Below are 19,427 nucleotides of genomic sequence, written 5' to 3'. Positions count from 1 at the left end.
TTCAGCACCTCCCTACGCAAGCAGGAGGGTCAACTTTCGGAGGTCCCCAGGGGGTCAGTTTTCACGGACCGGCGACACGCACCGCTGCTCCTGGTGCCTGGTGCCTGGTCGGCGGGTTTGAGGGGTGGACGGGTTGCGGCGAGGCAGGTAGAGCCACGACGCCAGCGAGCCGTCATCTGATCTCGATCTCGAACGCTCGTGGCCACCGACCTACGTAGATATTCAGACCTGCTCGTCCAGGCGGCGCTTGCGAAGGCTGTTGCCGGTGATCATGGCTCGGTCCATGGCGTCCGACGGATGGCTGTCCGGTCCTCTCCCAATCCGCACCGCCGACGGTCCGTGCTGGTCGTCGCTGCCTGTTTCATGCCGTGGATGGCGGCTTGGGTGCGGCTCGCCTCGGCGAGCGGGCTGCGGGGCCGAGCCGCTGTGGTAGCCCACACGTGAGCACGGCGATTGGGTTGGTGCGTGGGTGACTCGCTACCTACAGGGTTTTGGTGATCTCATGGAGGATGCCGGTGGTGCTGTCGGGGGTGGCGCTGTCGAGGCAGAGCTGGTTCATGGCGATGGAGTATTCGTCGACGTCGTCGCGTTTGTCGAGGTACGAGGCGCCGGTGAGTCGTTCCAGGTAGACGAGGTCGGTGAGGTCGGGGTCTGGGAACCGCAGGATGCTGAACGCGCCGCCGTCTGCGGCGTGGCTGCCGGCGGCGAATGGTGTCACCTGCAGGGTCAGCGCGGGATGGTCGGTGAGCGCGAGGAGATGCGCGATCTGCGTCCGGGCGATACGTCGCCCACCGATCCGGCGGCGTAACGCGGCTTCGTCGATCACCATCCACAGCCGTGGGGCATCGGGTCGGGTGAGCAGCTTCTGGCGGGTCATCCGTACGTCGACGCGCCCATCGATGACGTCTTTGGGCACGCCTGGTCGCCGGGACATGACGGCGCGGGCGTACTCCTCGGTTTGCAGGAGTCCGGGCACGAACTGCAGCTCGTAGGACCGGATGAGCGAGGCTGACTCCTCGAGGTCGATGTAGGGCTGGAACCAGGAGGGAAGGACATCGGCATAGGGCTGCCACCAGCCCTGCTGGTTGGCTTCGCGGACCAGCGTCAGAACGTGGGCACGTTCGGCGTGGTCGGTCACCCGGTAGAGGGTGAGCAGGTCCTCCACGTCGCGTTTCTTGAAACCGACCCGGCCGAGCTCAAGGCGGCTGATCTTCGATTCGGAGGCGCGGATGTGGTGGCCGGCGTCCTCGCGGCTGATGTCGTTGCGTTCCCGTAGCCGCCGTAGCTGGGAGCCGAGCAGGATTCGGCGCACGGTCGGCCCGCTGCCTGCGGGAACAGCCACGCCTGGTTCCCCGCTCCCGCTCGCTGGTTGGGACATCGTCGCGCTGTAGCCGCCAGAACCCCTGGACATGTTGAAGATGACAGCGTGTTCACATCATAGCCTTCTGGGTCACCAGTCACCCAACCCTGCTAGCGCCAACGACCCCCTCGTTGACGGCAAGAAAACAGCGAGGATCATCACCAGCCGCCAGGCCGAGGGGCTTTCCGAACGCTCGATGACCGCTTGCCTGTCCGTGCGTGCACCCATGGCCTGCGAAGCCGCTGGCAGCGGCTGCGTACTGGCGCGAATGACTGCCTTCGCGCCACGCCGCAAGACTCTCCAACCGAGAGTAACCATCTCTTCAACAGTGCGCGACGATCGGTGGCTACCAAGGAGGTGTGGGGGTCTAGGATCTACGGCTACGACAGCCTGTATGAGGCTGCGGTGTCGACGAGTTCACACGGCTGCGGGACGCGGAGGCGCTGGTGGCGGGTGCCCCGGCGTCCAGGCTTGGCAGGGCATCTGGTGCTGTCCGAGGCGGAGCGCGCGAATGAGCTCGCGGAGGCCAGGGCGCTCTTCGACCTGGCCGGGGGGAGTCTTGCCACGGCGATGCGTGAGTTGGATGTGGCCGCGGCCAGGCCGGTCCGGGTGCCGGCGGATAGCCCTCGCGCCTCGGTGTTCCTGTTCGGTGCCGGGCGGGCGCTGCCATGGGTCGATGATCTGATCGCGCACCACCGGTGGCGCCTACGCGTGCGGCCAGCCGGTAATCCGGAGCACTGGACCTTGCGGATGGAGCTGGTCGAGGCGCTGCAGTTGCGATACCTGCGGACGCAGGACCTTGCGAATCTCGATGCGGCAATCGCTGCGGCCCGGCAGGCACGCGCCACCGCGCCGGCGGCCCGGGCCTCGGCGGGGCCGCGCGCCGCATCCCGGCTCGGCGCGCTGCTCATGGAGCGTTTCAGCCTGAGCGCTGGTGCCGAGATCGGGATGCCGGACCTGGACACTGCGATCGACGCGTTCCGGACGCGGTGGCGACCTCGGTTTCGGGTGACGATATCTCTCTCACGATGTACCAAGGGGATCTCGGTGGGTCGCCGCTCATGCGCCATATGGCCAAGGTTGCCGACGGCAGCGTCGCCTCAAGCGACACCGACCTGGACGAGGCCGTGGAATTGCTGGAAAAGTCGTTGGAAGGCACCGGCGACGACGTGCGGGCATTGCGCAGCGACCGTCTCGGGGAGGCGTACTTCCTGCGCTACGCACGCGACGAGACTCCTGTCGACCTCGATCGCTCGCTGCTGTCGCCTCGGGATCACAGCGCTGAACGAGACAACGCCGGGAACCGCGACCGCCGTCGAACACGGCCTGAACTTGATACCGCGGTACGTCGTCCGATACCAGCTGACAGGCGGCCACGAGAACCTCCGGCAGGCAACCAGAATCGCGAAGTGGGCTCGCAAGGCCAGCCCCCGGGCTCACCTGCTACACGCCTCCGCCGACCAAACCCTCAACGCACTTCGCGCTGTCAAGAGGCAGGTCTGATCGAGGTTGAGCTGTGAGGCCCCGGTGGGCTGCCGAGCGTCGTGGTCGACTCTCCAAGCAGCCGCCCGACTGCGGTCACCCGTAGCGCTGACGTGCGACGACGCAGTCCCGGACCCGGTCGAGCGCTCGCCAGCGGCGACCAGACGGGCCTGGAACTCTCGTTCGTCGCTGGCCCCTATCGGCCAGTGCTTTTGTCCGTGGTCTGCCCGGCGCTGCGGCGGTGGTGTAGGCAGGCGTCGAACAGCTCAAGCAGCTCACGGGCTGCAGGACTGCCTGTTGGGCCGCCCGTTTCAAACAGTGCCGTAGTCGAGTCGGTGGCCGCGAGCTCACCGAGCGGGCGGCGCAACAGGTGGTGGAGCGGGCGGAGCTGGTGTACCTCGATTGTGTCGTCGTGATCGACGTCAGGGTCGGAGCGGCGCAACACGACCAGCTGGTGACCACCGGGTCCGGCGGCCATCTCGGTCACGCCGGTCAGTCCGGCCACGGATGGGACCGGTGGCACGTCGACGCGGAGCGTGCTGGCATCGCGGAAGATCGGCGTCCCGCCGCGGACTGGATCTGTTTCGAACAGTGGGGTGACCACCTGGCCGTCGGTCGGGATCGCGGCCGGCCACATCGCTCCCCAGGTCCGGGCTGGTACGGCGCCCTGGTAGATCAGGGCGCCACGGGTCAGTTGCCAGCTGGCTAGCGTGTTCCAGACGGCCGCGCCGTTGCGGTCCCGGCGGCCGCGTCCGATCTGGGTGACCAACCGGTCATTGCCGACGAAGACCACCTGACCAACCTTCATGGACCGCGTCGGCGGCGCGCCGCGCGCGACGACCGCCGTGGTGTCGACGTCGATGACGACGAGTTCCGCGCCGCCGAGTGCGATCAGGTTGGACGACGGCTCGGTAGCCAGTGTGCTCGCGTCAAGCGCCACGTTCACGGCGAGGCCCAGGTCGTCGGCGAGTGAGACCCTGCGCAGCCGGTCGTCATGGGCGGTCCCGAACGCGAGCCCACGGTTGCGGGTCACGGCGACAAACCCATCCCTGGTCTGTCGCAGGCGGGCCAACTCGACACCTTGGCCGAACACCTCAGCCGCGCCGTCGGCGCAGCGCACCAGCTTTGTCGCCCCCATGAACTCCTCGACCCGCACGATGATCGCGTCGCCCAGGTGCAGCAGGTCGGTGATCCATGGTCCGTCGATCTCATAGCGGTGACCGGGCCGGTCGGGCAGGGTCAACTCGCTCACCACGTTCGGTGCGCTGACCTCGACCATGGTGGCCACAGCCAACCTGGCCTCGTCAGGCGAAAGCGCCCCGGCGACGACGATCTCCCCCGGCGTCAGGGACACCGGGCCGTCGGGTGCCAACTCGCGCAGCGCCGTAGCGAGCCGCCCGGGGTCAGCCGCGGCGAGCCGGTCGAACAAAGCCAAGTCGGGACCGCCGGGCGGGCGCCATCCACTGAACCGGTGTACCTCAGTGGCAGCCTCGACTATCGGCATGTCACGCACTGAACGCCACATCGCCGGCCAGTCGGAGCGCGCAGCGAGCCGTGCGACCAGGAATGTGCGCGTGAGCTGGGGCATGGCCGCGGCTAGACGCCGACGCCGACGCCGGCCACCAACCACCGTCACGGCGACGGTCAGCGTGACCGGTACGGCCAGCAAAGCTTGCCAACCGAGCACCCAACCGAGCGGCGGCGGTTCGTCGATCGCGCCGGTAAACAACCCGATCAGGAACAAACCCAGCCCCAGCATCGCGCCCAGACTCGCGGCGGCGAAACTGGCCCGTGCCGGGTCGCCGTGCTGCTCTCGGTCGGCGATCCTCGCGCTCACCTCCGGCAGCCGCACCCAATCAGCGCCGCGCCGTTCCTGCCAGGCGCGACGTACTCCGGCCACCTCGTGTGCCAAACTCAGCCCGCGATAGTGCAGGTTCATGTTGTCGAAGAAGGGCAGGTTGATCCGACGGCCGGACTCGTCGTAGACGACGACAGACTCCGTCGGACCGGAACCGAGGGCCTCCCGGCCCGGGTCTGACTCGACCCGGATGGCTTGAATCCGTGACCACGGAATTCGCCTGACTCGCCACAGGATCCGAACCTCAACATGATCATGAACTATGGCGGTGCACGACAGCATCGCCCACAGCCCCAGAAAAGCCAGCGCCGCGAGGACGAGCCCACAACTCCATCTGATGGCCAGATGGCCTTCCCAATCGGCCAACGCACCCAAGACGCCGGCCACTGGCGCCGCCTCCGCGAGCACGAGCAGCACAAAGAAGCGTCTGAGCACCCGGTACGGCCCGAACTGCACCTGCTCGCCCACCCGTCCTCCCGGCCCGGCAGCATCCACGTACCAACAGCCTCACAAAGCTATCCGCCGAAATGAGATGGTTTGCCGCTATGTCGCACAGCCGACCGCCTCGGACGACCACGCACCGCACCGGGCACTGACGCCGACGGACCCCCCGTCACGGGGCAGCGGCGACAAGGCGGCGGCATCGACCCGGCAGCCTCGCCGGACCGACGCCGATTCCTCTTGGCCCGGTCTCGAACTCTTGGCGATGCGAGCACAGGAATGCCGCCGCCGCGGCGGCATTCATCAGGTTGCTGGATGATCCCGCTGGCTTGTGGCGGTGCTGGACTGATCGAGCACAACAGTGTCGAGGACGGCGAGGGCGTCGCCGATCGTGGTGGCCAGATCGCCGCCGAGGAGGTGCCATCGGGTCTGTGCGGCCTGGATGATCGCTCCGGCGGCGGTCGCGAGCATCGCCGGAGCGAGGTCGTCGGGTGTCTGGCCTGCCCGTGAGCTGAGAAACTCGGCGAGGACTGCGTTGAACTCGAGGATGTTCGCGCCGAGGACGGTCCGGGTCGCGTGCGGGCTGGCTTCGACCACTCGATTCCAGCGGGCGAGGTGGGTCGGGTCCTCGGCCGAGACGACGTCCTGGACGACGCGGCGTATCGAGTGCATGGGTGCCTCGTCCGACGGTCTGGCTGCCAGGGCGGCTGCCACGGTCTGTGCCCGGCGCCGGACGGTGGCCCGCAGGACGTCGTCCTTGGCCGGGAAGTAGCGGTAGAAGGTGCGGGCAGAGATTCCCGCGGCGGTCGCGATGTCCTCGACCGTCACGACATCGAACCCGCGTTGCTCGAACAGTTGGAGTGCGATCGTCTCGGCCTCGCGGGTGGCGGCTTCGAGCCGGTCGGTCCGAGCCTGCCGCACAGCGGGCGATGTCCGGTACCGCCTCTTCGCGGTTTCGGCCATCGCTTGTCCCCTCGGTCTGCGCCCGTGGCGGCTTGGACCGCCTGCCGCCAGGCTAACCTCGGGTTCCCAGGCTCAGGGGGTGGTCACCGTCGGGAGGGTGAGGGTGGACGCCGCGCCGGTGGCGACGGTGACGCTGACGGGGGTTGCGTTCTGGGTGAGCATCGTCGAGGCGCCGCCAGAGATCCGCAGCGCGATGCGATGACCAGCCGCGAACTGCCAGTCGTCGGGGCGGATCGGAACGGTGAAGGTGACCAGCTTCCCGGCGGGTACCGGCGTGGGTGTGATGTCGGATGTCCGGTGGCTGGCGCGCAGGAAACCGTTGTTGACGAGTGTCTGTCTGCCGTCGGGTCCGACGTCGAGTAGCTCCACGTACAGGTTGGCGTCGGGACCGGATAGGGTCGCGTGCAGCGTGAGCGTCGGACGTCCGAACAGTGATGTCGGCGTGCTCAGGGCACTCGTTTGGAGGGTGACGGAACCGCCCGCGGTGGCGGGATCGCGCGGCTGCTGGAACGTCGCGGCTCCTGCGGTCGAGGCGGGTGCTCCCAGCGAGCCGTCCGGGTTCAGGGTGAACGATCGTGTGGTGGTGCCGGTCGGCCGGTAGCCGGTGATCTCCCGCCAGCCTGGGGCGGCTGGAGTGGCGCCTGCGTAGCTGACCAGGGTCGGCTGGGGCGGGATCGGGATGTTCGGTAGCCGCATGATCCAGTGGTCGAACCAGGCGAGGACGATCCCAGGGGAAAGCCCGTCAGGATTGCAGACCGGGCCGCAGTTGGGGTATCGCAGCGGGGCCTGGTGGGGCCATTGGCCGTAGATGGCCCAGGTTCGGTTGAGGGCGCCTTCGATGTTGGTCAGTTCACCGGAGCGGAAGTACTGGTCGACCCAGCCGCCCATGGTGATGACTGGGACGTTGATGGCGTTGTAGTGTCCGGGGAATGATCGTGGCTGCCAGTATTCGTCGAAGGTGGGGTGTGCCCGGTTGGCCGCGTACTCGTCGGCGGCGCTGATCGCCGCGCCGCTGAGTGCCTGGGCGACGCCCGGCCAGTTGTCGATGCTGCCGCCCTCGGTGGTTTTGATCCCGCCTGGGTAGATCACGTCGCTGTAGAGGTTCGCGGGCGATTGCAGGGGGGCGATGGCGACGAGGTGCGGGGGCCGGTCGAGGGCGGCGGCGTAGGACGTGTCTCCGCCGTAGCTCTCGCCTGTCATGCCGATCCGGCCGTTCGAGTAGGGCTGGACGGCTAGCCATTCGGCCAGGTCGCGGGCGTCCTGGCCGTCTTGGGCCGACATGCCGTGCTGCCAGGTGCCCCCCCGATCCACCGGTGCCCCGCAGGTTGCACACGAGCGCGTTGTAGCCGTGGGTCGCGAAATAGGTCGCCTCGCTCGCGACGTAGGTCGACCGTAACGACGCGTACGGCGTGAACTCGACGACCAGACCAGGGAAGGTACCCGCGGCCGATGTGCCCTGGGCCGCACGATGGTGCAGCTCAGCCGTGTGCCGTCCCGGGTCGGGACCGTGGTCTGCGTGACGACCGCCTGGTAGGTGGCCGGACGGTCGTAGGTTCACCACGCCTTCGTCACCGCCGACAGCGGCCGGGCGACGACCGGCGCGATCCGAGCGCCGGGCGCGGACTCGGTCGACGCGGACGAGCAGGCGGCCATCGCCAAGACTGCGACCGGCGCGAAGCGGCGGCAGAAGGTACGCGTGCGGCCGAGCACAAGGCCCACCTCCCAATCTGATGGCAGAGCATGCCACAGAATTTTGCAGCGGGCTAGGGCGCCTGTCGGATGGACAGTTCACGGCGCGGCCGCCATCTCCCGCCGCGCCCGCTCGCCCAGGCACCCCGCCACCGCGCCAAGCGGCCGGCCCGGCGAGTGGTCTGCGGCCGTTGGATCGGCTCGCCGTCGGCGTGCCGCCTCGAGCGGGCCCGTTCGTTGAATCGCCGTCGGTGCGAGGGTCGAATTCTCCGGGTTCCTCGCAATTACGGCCGCTCACCAAGGTGTGGTCTGAACCGGTGGCCGAGCCCCAGCGGGCGTGTCTTCCTGTGCTCCCAACAGATTCCCCGCAGCGTTGGAGCGAGGGTGTCCCCAGGAATCCCCACCGGGCGCCGTTCGCGCCCCGTGTTTGCCGGTGGGCTCCGCTGGCAGGTGTGCGTTCCAACCTACGCCATCGCGCACCCGGTGGGGCTGCCCGCCTCCGGGTGAGTGAGGTTCCCGCGCTGTCGGCAGGGTTGCTCGTGGATAGGGCCGGTCGATGGCGCCGCCGAGGCTAGCAAACTCTGCGGTCCTTGTCTGTGTGGGTCACCGGGCGGCCCACGCAGAATATCGGCAACGCTTCTATGTGAAAGAAGTGGGCGTGGCTAATGGTACGCACACCGTTGGCGGCCGAGACTGGCTGTGCTCGGCCTCGTCCTTGGCCGCAGCGCTGGACCCGTCGGGTCTCGGCGATTGGCGACGGGCACCGGCGAGCACTCGCGGTCATGATCGCGCACCGCTGGCGCGGCTGCAGTGACTCTCAGCCCGCCGCCATTAATGAGTGAACACTCATAAAAATCGGACAAAGTGGACTAAAAGTGCATTGCTAGTAGAGGGGCGAGGGTGGCCCGCCTGGACCGCTGGAGGCGGCCGGGGTGGCTCCCTCCTGGGCTGGTGGCGACAGTGCCGGGGTGAAATACGACGACGGGCGATCTTCACCCTTGGGTGTAGGACAGTGATCGCCGGCGGTCGGCGGGCGCCGGTCGCCCTACGCCGCCAGGAGCGCGACGTCAGTAGGCGCTCACTTGCGCTGCGATGTCCTGTCCCTTACCGTCTGTCCTCGTTGGGGTGAGCGGATGGCGACGCAGGGCTTCCGCGATCGCGGCCGAGACGTCCGGGCACGGTCCAAGCCAGACGTCGCGGGTCGTGCCCTTGCTGCCGGAAGGTCCATGGCTGGCGCTGCCTTCGGTCGCCGAGGCGGCCGAGGCAGACAAATATTGAGGCCCGTGCCGCCGGGCGTCGCAGGCGTTTCCCTTGACGATCGAAAGGACGTTGTGACCAAACCGACTGGTTGGGATGGAGGGCGTTGGCGAACTCGTTCTTTGTGACGTGCGCCGGTTCTGCTCGGACGTGCCTTTGACGCGATCATGAGCCGGTACGGACGCCCGTGGCGGACGGTGATTCACCTGCAGTCGTCCGGATGCTGATGGCCTGGGCAGGACCGTTTTCGCCTGCGGCGTATCTTTTTGTGAGCTGCCGCATCATTTTGCGAGCCTGCTCACCCCGGCTGCCGTTATTTCGCGTGAGAACCTGGTGCGGACGTGACGCTTTGGAAGGTCGGTCGCAGGCACGCTCGGCGATGGGCGGTGCTCTCAGTGAGAAACGGCCGCTTGTACTGGCGGCGGATGCTGGTCGAAGAACGGAGGCTGACCACCGGATCCGTGCTTCATACCGGTGCCGATGGGCCGCGCCACGGACGGGTTGGCGTAGACGGTCGGCCCTACCTGCGCATTCCCGCTCTTCCGGGAGATGGAAGCTGCGCGGCGGTCCGACTGGTGGAGGCGAGCACGGGTTCCGACCTCGGGGACATCGACGTGCGTGCTGTGGGCGCTGCCCGTCCCGCGGGAGGCACTGGCTGACTGGTGCCGCTTATCCCGCTCCCCGGTCCGACGCGGCCGGTCGGGCAGCCCCGACGACCGTCGGGCCGGCGTCGTTTTCGTTCGTTTGTCGGCCGGTCCGGTCGGCCCCTGGACACTTCGGGAAGTGATCTGTGAAGGACAGCACCACGGGGACTGCGACCGTCGACGTCCATACGGGGTCAAGGCCGCGACGCCGTCGGGTTGGGGGGCGGGATCAGGTGATTGGGGTGAGCCCGCTGGGTGGGCCAGATCCCCAGCTGGTCGCGGCGCTCGGTGAGGCAGGTGCGTTGGGCGTGCTGGACCTGGGTGTCGACCCGGTGGTCGCCGCACGGGCGTTGCGCCTCGCGCAGAGGCTTGCGGGCTCGCCGTTCGGCGTGCGGATCTCGAGTCCCGATGCTGTGGACCCGGACGAGCTTTCACGCCATCGGGCCCACATCGACACTGTCCTGATACCGGGCGGCGTGCTTGGCGACCCGACCGCCTGCCGGCTTCTGGACGCGGTGCCCGATGCCCTGGTCCTGGCCGAGGTGACCAGCGTGCGCGAGGCACGGGTCGCCGTCGCAGTTGGTGTCGATGGTCTGCTGGCGCGGGGCTGTGAGGCGGGTGGGCGGGTCGGTGAGTTCAGCTCGTTTGTTCTGCTGCAACAGCTGCTTGACGCTAGAGAGGCTCTCTCGGTCGGTGGCGCGGTCGTTCCTGTCTGGTGCTGGGGCGGGATCGGGGTGCACACGGCGGTCGCCGCGGTGACCGGTGGGGCGGTCGGAGTCGTGCTCGACACCCAGCTAGGCCTGCTGAACGAGGCCACGACGACCGAGGCAACCGGCGCCACACTGCGCCGTATCGATGGTTCCGAGACGGTGGTAGCCGCCGGGTACAGGGTCTACCAGGCGCCCGCGGCACGCAGGGCGCGTGGAGATGTCGAGGCCTGGTCCGCGCAGGCGGTCATCGCCGGACTGGGCGCCGAAGATCCGCAGCGGCAGCTGCTCGCAGTTGGCCAGGACGCTTTCCTGGCCGCCGAGTTCGCCGCTCGGTTCAAGACCACGGGGCGAGCCGTTCAGGCCATCCGCGTGGCTCTCGACGCCCCCGCAGATCCGACCGCCGTCGCGGCGGCCCACGCGCTGCTCGCCGAGGGCTCGGCGCTGTGTGCCTCGTGGGCGACCACGCGGCCGGTCGCGCAGAGACCGATGACGCGGGTCAGTGACCAGGCGGGGTTCGCCCGCAGCGTCGCCGACGACGGCGCGTTGCCGTTCCTCGCGCTGGCGCTGGCCGACGAAGGACACTCCCGGCAGCTGCTGACCGAGACCCGTGACCTGCTGGGCGCGCGGCCCTGGGGCGTCGGTCTGGTCGGCCTCGCGCCCGAGGATCTGCGTACCGCGCAACTCGCGGTGGTGCGCGAGATCCGGCCGTCGTGCGTCATCATCGCCGGTGGCCGGCCCTCCCAGGCCGCCGAGCTCGAGCAGGTTGGCATCTCGACGTTTCTGCACGCACCGTCGCCGACGCTGCTGCGCCAATTTCTTGACGCGGGCGCTCGCCGCTTCGTCTTCGAGGGCTCCGAGGGTGGCAGCCATGTCGGCCCTCGCGCGAGCTTCCCGCTGTGGCAGGCGCAGCTCGACGTTCTCCTCGACTACCTCGACAAGAACGCACCGGGAGGCTGTCCCCCAGCACTCGCCGTTCCGGGCAACGCCGGCCTGGGCCTGCAGGCGCTGTTCGCGGGCGGTGTGCACGACGCACGGTCCGCGGCGATGGTGGCGGCGATGGCAGGCCCGCTGGCCGCTCGCGGCGTCGGGGTCGGCTTGTTGATGGGTACCGCCTATCTGTTCACGCAGGAGGCCGTCGAATACGGCGCGGACCAGGAGAGCCTGCGCCGGCAGGTGCTGACCGAGGCACCTGCAGCTGTGCCGCAGACCGCCCCGGGGGGCCTCACCAGCTGCGCGGCCAGTCCGCTCGTCGACCGGTTCCAGGCCGCCAGGGACGATCTGCGTGTCCCGGGCCTGCCGGACCGGCAGGCCCGGGACTCACCGAAGCAGGCCAATGTTGGGCTGCTTCGGGTCGCCAGCAGGGGCCTGGAGCGGCTCGGCGATGGCCTCGTCGACCGCGATCGGCAACGGACCGAGAGTCTGCTCCTGTCCGGGCAGGTCGCGGTGCTGCGGTCAGCCCCCAAAACGGTCCGCCAGCTGCATGACAGCGTCACCGCGGAGGCGCGTCGCTACCTGCGCGACGAACTTACGCGCCGACGAGACGCGTCGGTCCGGACGCGTCGGCGGCGTGGCCGCCGCCGGGCCCGACACCGTGGGCGGACCGGTCCGCGGGATCGGCGCGGCCCACCAGGTCGCCCTGGCGCAACACAACCGGTCGCGGCGGCCGCGTGTACTGCGCGGCAGCCCGCATCGCCCTCGGGAGCACCAGAACGCGTCAACGGCGGATGCATAACCGGGTCCATATGGAAGCAGTCAGCAGCGCGCTATCTCGAATCGTGGTGCTTCCTTCAGATCTTACGGCGAGAGAAGACACATTGTGAGCCATTGCCGCCATCGCGGGAGGACCACGACCGCGGTTCTGCTCGTCGGGCTGTGGGCCGCCCTGGGTGGATGTGGGCTGCCCTCGACGTCCACGTCGAGCCGTGCCGCGGCCTGCCCGACGCAGGCCCCGGGCGTGGCAGATGGCTCCGTCAAGATCGGGCTGATCTACCCCGACTCCGGACCGGCCGAGATCGCCACCGCTTTCCAGGCGTCCCGCAGCGGGGTCGATGCGCGCATCGGCCTGCAGAACGCCCACGGTGGTGTGAACGGCCGCGCGATCGACCTCGTCTGGGGCGACGACCAGTCCGACGCGGGAGCGTTCTCGCTGGTCGCGCGCGACCTGGTCGACACGCAGAAGGTCTTCGGCCTGATCACCCCGACCATCGTGTTGGACCGGTCAGCGGCCTGGCTCGAGAAAGAGGGCATCCCGGTTACAGGAACCGCCACGAGCGCCCTCTGGAGCGACTACACCAACCTCTTCTCCGCCGGAAACCTGTTCAACATCGGGCACGCCTCCGTCTTCGGCGACTTCGTCAAGGCCCAAGGCGGTGAGAAGGCACTGGTCGTCGTCGACCCGAACGTCGCGGCCTCCCAGAGCCTCGCCGCCCAGTTCATACCCAGCCTGCGAAGCCGTGGCATCCAGATCGTCGGCGAGGTCACCTACACCGACGGGGTCACCGACCCGGCCCACGTCGCCGACCAGCTGAAGACCTCCGGCGCGGACACGCTCGTCGGCGCGGCCCAGTCCATCCCGTTCATCGACATCTACGCTCACGCCAAGGACATCGGCGCCAAGCTCGACGTCGCGCTGAACGCCACCGGTTTCAGCCCCATCCTCCTCGTCCAACGCGGCAAGGACATGGCCGGCATGTCCGTCATGTCCAGCGTCGCCACCCAGGGTTCCCCCGCCCTGGCCGCGTACCAGAGCGCGATGAACACCTACGCCCCGGAGGTGCTGGACCCCAGTGACGAACTCGCCCTCGCCGGTTACGTCGCCGCCGACGAAATGATCGAAGGTCTCCAGCTCGCCGGCCCCTGCCCAAGCCGCCGTGCGTTCATCGAGAATCTACGCAAGGTGACGGACTTTACAGCCAATGGCCTGATCCCCCCTATCGATCTATCCCATCCTGGCCAGCCGACGCTGTGCGAGAACTTCGTCAAGGTCGACCAGACAGGCCGAAAATTCGTGCCCGTCGCGCCTCCAGCCACCCTTGACCACGACGGTTACTGGTGCGGTGTGCCTCTTCAGTAGCGCCGCGGGCCGCGCGGCCCGGAGACGCGGCGACCTTGGCGGTCCTCGCTGTGACGGTGCCATCCGGCTGAATCAGGTCCCGCGCCGTCCGAGTTCTCTTTGGATCGCGTCACGCCGGCCCCGGGTGCGTCCCGGTGGCCTGAGACAGAACGCTTACGCGCGCCCCGACGGGGCTGTGCCCTCTTTTCGTTGTGGAGGTAGTTGCCCGTGGTGATGGACAAGGAATCCGCGGAGCTGATGTCGGGTCTGCGGGCCTTGCTTGCTCCCGGGCTTTACGATCTGCCCGTCGCCGATCTTCGAGCTCGGCTCTCTCCGCCGCACCGGGGCCCAGCGCTACCTGTCGCCGAGGTCCGCGATATCAGCATCGACGGGCCCGCAGGGCCGCTACGCCTGCGGCTCTTTCGGCCTACCGGCGGCCTGCTGCCCGGTTTGCTGTGGCTGCGCGGCGGCTGGTTCGTGCTCGGCAGCCTCGAGCACTCCGACCATCTGTACCGCGAGCTAGCCTTGCGAACAGGCTGCCTCCTGGTCGCGGTCGACTTCCGCTCTGCCCCCGAACACCCCTACCCGGCCGCCATCGAAGACTGCACGGCGGCCTTGGCCTGGGTCAACGCCCACGCCGACGAGCTCGGCTGTGATCCGACGCGCATCGCCGTCGGCGGCGACAGCTCCGGGGGCACCCTCGCCGCCGCGCTGTGTCAGGTCGCTCGCGACCGCGGCCTTCACCCGCCAGCCTTGCAGCTACTCGTCTATCCGTTCGCGCGGCTACGGGTTACCAATCCGGAATACAAAGATCTTCCCGTCTTTCCGGCAGAAGCGGCTGAACGGTTCTGGGCGCTCTACTGCACGCCGGAGCAGCGCGACAACCCTTACGTGTCACCAGGGTGCGCATCCGAACTGCACACGCTGCCACCCGCCGTGGTGCTCACCGCAGAGTATGACTGTACGCGCGACGACGCCGAGGAATACGCCCACCGACTTGCTCAGGCGGGCGTGCGTACAACGCTACGACGCTGCGAAGGCAGCTTTCATGGCTTCCTCGGACTCACCGCGGTGCTCACGTCGGCCTCAGCGGCGATGGACGACATCGCCATCGAGGTACGACGCATACTTGGACTCGACCACCTAGCGCAACGATAGCGACGGCGTGACATGGATAAGTTCGCGGAGTCTACCAGAGGAGTACGACATCGCCGCTCATTACGTCGTGGCCCACGGGCGGAAGCGTCGATTCCCCGCTCCCGATCCGACGCTGCCCGGCCCACCGACACGCGACACTGCATTAGCAGGTCGAGAACGCCTGAACGACGACGCTACGTCTCGTTCTGTTCGAACTCCTGCTATTCCGTGACCGACGCCAGTGAAATCGTCATGGAGGTCCACGTATGCCAGAGCCGCGCGACGACACAGTCGCCGACGAGTTCCTCACCAAGGCGACGGCCCGGCTACGGGACCGCACCGGCGCCGCTCTCACCCTGGCTGGCCAGGTGCATCCGCGCACCAGGACACTCACCATCTGCAGCGTGGCCGGCGCACGCACCGACGCGTGCCTCGGAATAACCGCGGCGCCCGGGAGGGGCATCGGCGGCAGAGCAGTCGCCCTCGGCCACCACGTGCTGGACGACTATGGCGACACGCCAACCAATGCCTCCAGTGGGCCGCGCCGGGCCACCTGCCGCGAGCGCGTCCGCGCCGTGCTCGCCATGCCACTGCGCCTGGACGGCCGGGTGCTGTACGTCCTGTACCTCGCGGAGCGCGCCGGCAAACCGATCAGCGCCACGACCACCAGCTCCGCGCTGCTGTACGTACGCCAACTGGAGTCCTTCCTGGCCCAGGCCTCCCTGAAACACCAGACCGATGCCCCACGGCGTTGGAACGTCGACGAGCACGCGCTGGTCCAGATCGACGGCGAACTAGCACAGCTCTCCGTCGAGATCACAAGAAGACCCGTCAAGGCGAGGATCGCCGCCATCCGGGCCCTGCTCGCGGACAGCGTGCTCGAGGCAATGCCCCATCACGAGGCTGAGCACACCCTGACTCGACGCGAGCTCGACGTACTCGGTCTCGTCGCCCAGGGATGCTCCAACGCCGAGGCAGCGCAACGCCTCGCCGTGAGCCCCGAGACGGTCAAGGCCTACCTACGCAACATCCACGGCAAGCTCGGCGTTCGCAACCGCACCGAAGCCGTCAACGTAGCCCGGCGATCCGGCCTGCTGCAGTGACGCCGTGGGCCGACGTGGGCGGGCAAGCGATCTCCGACCGCCGCTGGCCGGCCAGGGTGGGAAATGCGGTGGTGGGTCCGTGGTGTCGAGCGGCGGACGATCTTCCTCGGCTCGCGCACCGACGACGCCAACCGGCGGCCAGCCCCGTCCGCGCGGGCGGAAACGGAATCTGTCCTCGGTGGTCGCATCGCCCGCCTTCGACCGATTGGAGGTGGTTCCACGCTGCTACTCACGGGCCGTGGCTGTCTGACATGCACTGTGGCGGCGTACCGGTGATGCTCTGGGAGACAGGAGGACGAGGCGATGCCGATACCGCCAGGTGACACAAGGCCAGGGGCAGCGAGGTCAGCGGGCCACGCCGGAACGGTCAGCGAGCGGACATTTACTGCTCTGCTCGGCTTGGCTGCGATGTTGGTCCTGACATCGGCGGTGTGTCGGCACTTCGTCGATGATCGGACGCTGGTGTATGTGCAGGCGGCGACGCTGCTGGGCACGAGCGTGTTCGCCGTGTGCACGGCCGGCGTCGGAGTTGCGCGCAGCCAGGGCGAGGAGCTCCGCTGGCGGCTGCTCGTCGCTGCCGGGCCGCTGGGAAGCCTGGCAGGCGCGATCGAGTGGACCCGGCAGTACACCGCCGAGGATCCGTCGCTCGCGCCAGGCCCGCCGGACGTGGCCTTCCTGATCGCGCCGCTTCTCATGGTGGGAGGACTGCTGTGTATTCCGTCTCAAGCCAAACGGCGATGCGACCTTGACAGGGCGAGGGACACAGCGGCTGTCCAGCCGGTAGGTGCGGGCCGGGTGCAGGAGAGCCGTAGCGGCTATCGCTACTCCAACATCGTGGCGACGCTCGACGGCCTGGTGATCGTGGTGTCCATGCTGTTGATCGTGTGGCTGGTGGAGCTGGAAAAGCTACTCAAGAGCGGAATCCGTGGGCTCTCTTTCGTCATCTCCTTGGGCTACGCCGTGATCGCCACGCTGCTGGTCGTGGTACTGGTGCTGGTGGTGAGCTTTCGCCGGCCGCGTAATCGCCGGTCGCTGGCACTTCTCGCGCTCGGCCTGTCCGCGCTCGCCGCGTCCGAGACCGCGCTGGTCCAGCTCAGCCTGGCCCGGGCAGTCGGTACGGCCGGCACGGTGTCCTTCTGGACCGGGGCCGCAGTAGGAATACCACTGATCGGACTGGCACTCGTCGTCCCGGAACGGAGGGGGCAGCCCATCGGCGTCGAGGGCCACCAACTGGCGGCCTGGTGGTCGGCACGCGCGGACGCGGCGTGGCGCTGGCTGCAAGCCTACCTGCCGTACCTGCCGCTAGGCGCCGCTGCCGTGCTGCTCGTCGGTCTCGCGGTGACTGAGGGCGGACTGCGCGGGGTGCCACTCGCCCTGGCCTTCTGTCTGGCCGCCTTGGGCACCGCGCGCCAACTTATGATCATATCTCAGAACCGCCGTCTTCTCTGCCGCGTCCAGTCCGCCCAGCGCACGTTGCGCTACCAGGCCTTCCACGACGGGCTGACCGGGCTGGCGAACCGGACCTTGTTCGTGCACGAGCTGGAGGCGGCTGTCACCGCGCACCGCGAATCCGGCGAGGAGGTCTCGCTGTTGTTCTGCGATCTCGACAACTTCAAGGCGGTGAACGACACGCTCGGACACGCCGCCGGTGACGAGTTGCTGCGGGCTGTCGCCGAGCGCCTGCGCCGGGCCTTTCGCGATCAGGACCTGGTCGCCCGCCTCGGCGGCGACGAATTCGCCGTGCTCCTGCAAGAACCATTGCCGGACTCCGACCTGGTCGAGAATCCCGCGACTCACGAGGACCCGACGTGGCGGGTTGGTGCGGTGCACGCTGCACGGGGCACCACGGATCGGGCGCACTGCCTCGTGGTCGCGGCCATGAGTCAGCCTTTCGTCGTGGCTGGTCGGCGGTGGCCGGTCCGAGCCAGCGTCGGCATCGCCCTCGCCGACGGTGACCAGCCCTTCGGCGGCGCCGAGCAGCTGATGCACCGAGCAGACACCGCGATGTACGCGTCCAAACGACAGGGTAGTAGAACACGGTGCCCATCGGCGGAGCGCAGACGGTCAACCTAGGGACGGCGTTTCCTTGCCGACGCCGTCCGTGGTCCTGAACGTGACGTAGGTCTTGGGTGCGCGCAGGCGTCGTTCAGCTGCTGGGCCTGCCCGGGCGCGAACTGTTCGTCCTCGTAGCTAGTAGGACTTTGTTAGGTGACTCCGGGATGTGTGGTTGGTACTTTTGGTAACGGTTGGTAGGGGCGGTGGCAGGTGCGGCAGGCGCCGGTCCAGACGTTGAGCAGGGTCTAGAGGTGTCGGAGGACTCCGTAGAGGGTCAGGCCGGCGCAGGGGCTTTTGGGGTGCGGCGGAGCTGGGTGCAGAGGGCTTGGCGAGGCTGACGAGGGTGACGTGGCGGTGCCAGCCGTCGAAGGAGCGGCCTTCGTGGTGGTCGAGGCCGAGGCCGTCTTTGAGTTCGCGGTAGTCGTGCTCGATGCGCCAGCGCAGTTTCGCCAGCCGTACCAGCCTGCCGAGCGGGATGTCGGCGGGCAGGGTGGATAGCCAGTAGTCGGTGGGCTCGGCTTTGCCGGGTGGCCATTCGGCGAGCAGCCAGCATTCCGGCAGGCGCCGGTCGGCGTCTTTGGGGATCGTGCGGGCGGCGGGGCGGACGCGTAGTGCCAGGAACCGTGAGCGCATCGCCGCGGCCGGGTTGTCCGGGGTCCTGTGGGTGCCGCGTCGCCAGGTCACCCACCGGGCCGTTGACCGGCCCGCGGCCAGGACCAGGGCCTTCAACGTCGACGGCGGGTCCGGGTAGGCAGGCACCGGCGGGCGGCCGTTGCCGCAGTACGGCGCGCACGTGGGCTCGGCGGCGGCCGGGTGCGCGGTGGCGGTGTGGGGTGACACCGACAACGTAGACCTGGCCGCGGTCGGTGAGGGCCTGGCGGAACTCGGCCGAGTGGCCGTAGCCGGCGTCCGCGAGGACCGGCCGGGCGGGCACGCCCCAGCCGGCCAGCTCCTCGAGCATGTCCAGCGCCAGGCGCCACTTCTCCCGGTGCCGCGCGACGTCGGGACTCCGGGCCCGTGTCCGCCGAGCGCGGACCAGGGCAGCCTGCGCCTCGTCGGCGCTCGCGATGTCGTCCCAGCTCGCAGGCAGGAACAGCGGCCAGTCCAACGCCGCCGACGCCCAATCGGTCGCCGCATGCACGGACACTCCGATCTGGCAGTTCCCGACCTTGCCCAGCGAGCCCGAATACATCCGCGCCACGCCAGGCGACGCCGAGCCGTCCTTCGGGAAGCCCGTGTCATCGATGACCAGCGCCTCGGGCTGGATGAAGTCCACCGCCCAGGCCGCCAACCTGGCCCGCACCTCGCCGTACTCCCACGTCGAGTTGCGCAGGAACTGCTGCAACTGCTGATGATCCACCCCGAGGCGCTCCGCCATCGGCGCCAGACTCTTACGCTTCCCGTCCAACAACAGGCCACGCAGGTACAGCTCACCCTTCGCCCGCTGACCCTTACGCGGCAGGCCAGCGAACACCCGCGCCGCGAACTCCTCCACGACCGGACGCACCACCGCCATCTCCTCCGGCGTCACAGCCCAGCAGTCAACCAGACGAAGATCCGCATCCCACGACCAGACGATCAACGACCTAACAAAGTCCTACTAGGGCCTGTTTCGAAAGTCAGTCAGCGTAGCCATTGGTTGATCGCGGCGATGGTGACCGTTGCCGCGTAGCGGA

General features: G+C 68.5%; 11 protein-coding genes and 3 pseudogenes. 6 read left to right on the top strand and 8 right to left on the bottom strand.

Going from position 1 to position 19,427, the window contains the following annotated elements; all coding sequences use genetic code 11:
- Positions 1-481: 481 nt before the first annotated feature.
- On the bottom strand, positions 482-1,342 hold the full coding sequence (locus I6A60_RS36790) for a helix-turn-helix transcriptional regulator (RefSeq protein WP_307874053.1): 861 nt from the start codon (positions 1,340-1,342) through the stop codon (positions 482-484).
- A 1,088-nt stretch (positions 1,343-2,430) separates the two neighbouring features.
- On the opposite strand from I6A60_RS36790, the gene I6A60_RS36785 reads away from it, so the two are divergent.
- Entirely contained in the window at positions 2,431-2,880 is a 450-nt protein-coding gene (locus I6A60_RS36785) for a hypothetical protein (RefSeq protein ID WP_203023927.1), read from the top strand.
- 158 nt (positions 2,881-3,038) lie between these two features.
- Here I6A60_RS36785 and I6A60_RS36780 read toward each other — a convergent pair whose 3' ends face one another.
- From I6A60_RS36780 to I6A60_RS43805, 5 genes and pseudogenes are all read right to left on the bottom strand, one after another.
- A complete protein-coding gene (locus I6A60_RS36780) occupies positions 3,039-5,168 on the bottom strand; it encodes a hypothetical protein (RefSeq protein ID WP_203023926.1) in 2,130 nt (709 codons plus the stop codon).
- A 276-nt stretch (positions 5,169-5,444) separates the two neighbouring features.
- Complete coding sequence (locus tag I6A60_RS36775; protein ID WP_307874052.1) at positions 5,445-6,062, bottom strand: TetR family transcriptional regulator; 618 nt, start codon at positions 6,060-6,062, stop codon at positions 5,445-5,447.
- Between the two features lie 114 nt (positions 6,063-6,176).
- Positions 6,177-7,598: pseudogene (locus I6A60_RS36770) on the bottom strand (CocE/NonD family hydrolase); the annotation flags it as partial.
- A gap of 60 nt (positions 7,599-7,658) precedes the next feature.
- Positions 7,659-7,823: a hypothetical protein gene (locus I6A60_RS42380; RefSeq protein ID WP_238437010.1), complete on the bottom strand. Its 165-nt coding sequence runs from the start codon at positions 7,821-7,823 to the stop codon at positions 7,659-7,661.
- A 2,302-nt stretch (positions 7,824-10,125) separates the two neighbouring features.
- On the bottom strand, positions 10,126-10,353 hold the full coding sequence (locus I6A60_RS43805; RefSeq protein ID WP_307874051.1) for a hypothetical protein: 228 nt from the start codon (positions 10,351-10,353) through the stop codon (positions 10,126-10,128).
- Here I6A60_RS43805 and I6A60_RS43800 point away from each other — a divergent pair.
- Positions 10,246-10,491, top strand: a pseudogene (locus I6A60_RS43800) (nitronate monooxygenase); the annotation flags it as partial. The gene I6A60_RS43805 and the pseudogene I6A60_RS43800 sit on opposite strands and share 108 nt — an antisense overlap.
- Here I6A60_RS43800 and I6A60_RS42370 read toward each other — a convergent pair.
- Positions 10,489-11,430 carry a hypothetical protein gene (locus I6A60_RS42370; protein WP_238437009.1) on the bottom strand — a complete coding sequence of 314 codons (942 nt, stop codon included), beginning with the start codon at positions 11,428-11,430 and terminating at the stop codon, positions 10,489-10,491. The pseudogene I6A60_RS43800 and the gene I6A60_RS42370 overlap by 3 nt on opposite strands.
- 790 nt (positions 11,431-12,220) lie before the next feature.
- Here I6A60_RS42370 and I6A60_RS36760 point away from each other — a divergent pair.
- From I6A60_RS36760 to I6A60_RS36745, 4 genes are all read left to right on the top strand, one after another.
- The gene (locus I6A60_RS36760; protein WP_203023922.1) at positions 12,221-13,477 is read left to right on the top strand and encodes an ABC transporter substrate-binding protein; all 1,257 of its coding nucleotides are present in this window, start codon (positions 12,221-12,223) and stop codon (positions 13,475-13,477) included.
- Positions 13,478-13,690: 213 nt separating this feature from the next.
- Positions 13,691-14,614 (top strand): alpha/beta hydrolase, encoded by a 924-nt coding sequence (locus tag I6A60_RS36755; protein WP_238437011.1) that lies wholly within the window; start codon positions 13,691-13,693, stop codon positions 14,612-14,614.
- Positions 14,615-14,859: 245 nt separating this feature from the next.
- Positions 14,860-15,696 (top strand): LuxR C-terminal-related transcriptional regulator, encoded by an 837-nt coding sequence (locus I6A60_RS36750; protein ID WP_203023918.1) that lies wholly within the window; start codon positions 14,860-14,862, stop codon positions 15,694-15,696.
- Between the two features lie 408 nt (positions 15,697-16,104).
- Complete coding sequence (locus I6A60_RS36745; RefSeq protein WP_203042726.1) at positions 16,105-17,769, top strand: GGDEF domain-containing protein; 1,665 nt, start codon at positions 16,105-16,107, stop codon at positions 17,767-17,769.
- A gap of 256 nt (positions 17,770-18,025) precedes the next feature.
- Here I6A60_RS36745 and I6A60_RS36740 read toward each other — a convergent pair.
- Positions 18,026-19,282 (bottom strand): annotated as a pseudogene (locus I6A60_RS36740) (IS701 family transposase).
- Positions 19,283-19,427: the final 145 nt, after the last annotated feature.

Origin of the sequence: Frankia sp. AgB1.9, from assembly GCF_016786355.1 — a bacterium.
Taxonomy (GTDB): domain Bacteria; phylum Actinomycetota; class Actinomycetes; order Frankiales; family Frankiaceae; genus Pseudofrankia.
Note: the sequence above shows the minus strand (reverse complement) of the source record. Positions and strands in the feature narration are given on the sequence as shown.

Excerpts from the sequence above, each read along its gene's own strand:
- I6A60_RS36785 (WP_203023927.1), top strand. The coding sequence starts at position 2,431 with ATGGCCAAGGTTGCCGACGGCAGCGTCGCCTCAAGCGACACCGACCTG.
- I6A60_RS36755 (WP_238437011.1), top strand. The coding sequence starts at position 13,691 with ATGGACAAGGAATCCGCGGAGCTGATGTCGGGTCTGCGGGCCTTGCTT.
- I6A60_RS36750 (WP_203023918.1), top strand. The coding sequence starts at position 14,860 with ATGCCAGAGCCGCGCGACGACACAGTCGCCGACGAGTTCCTCACCAAG.
- I6A60_RS36745 (WP_203042726.1), top strand. The coding sequence starts at position 16,105 with ATGTTGGTCCTGACATCGGCGGTGTGTCGGCACTTCGTCGATGATCGG.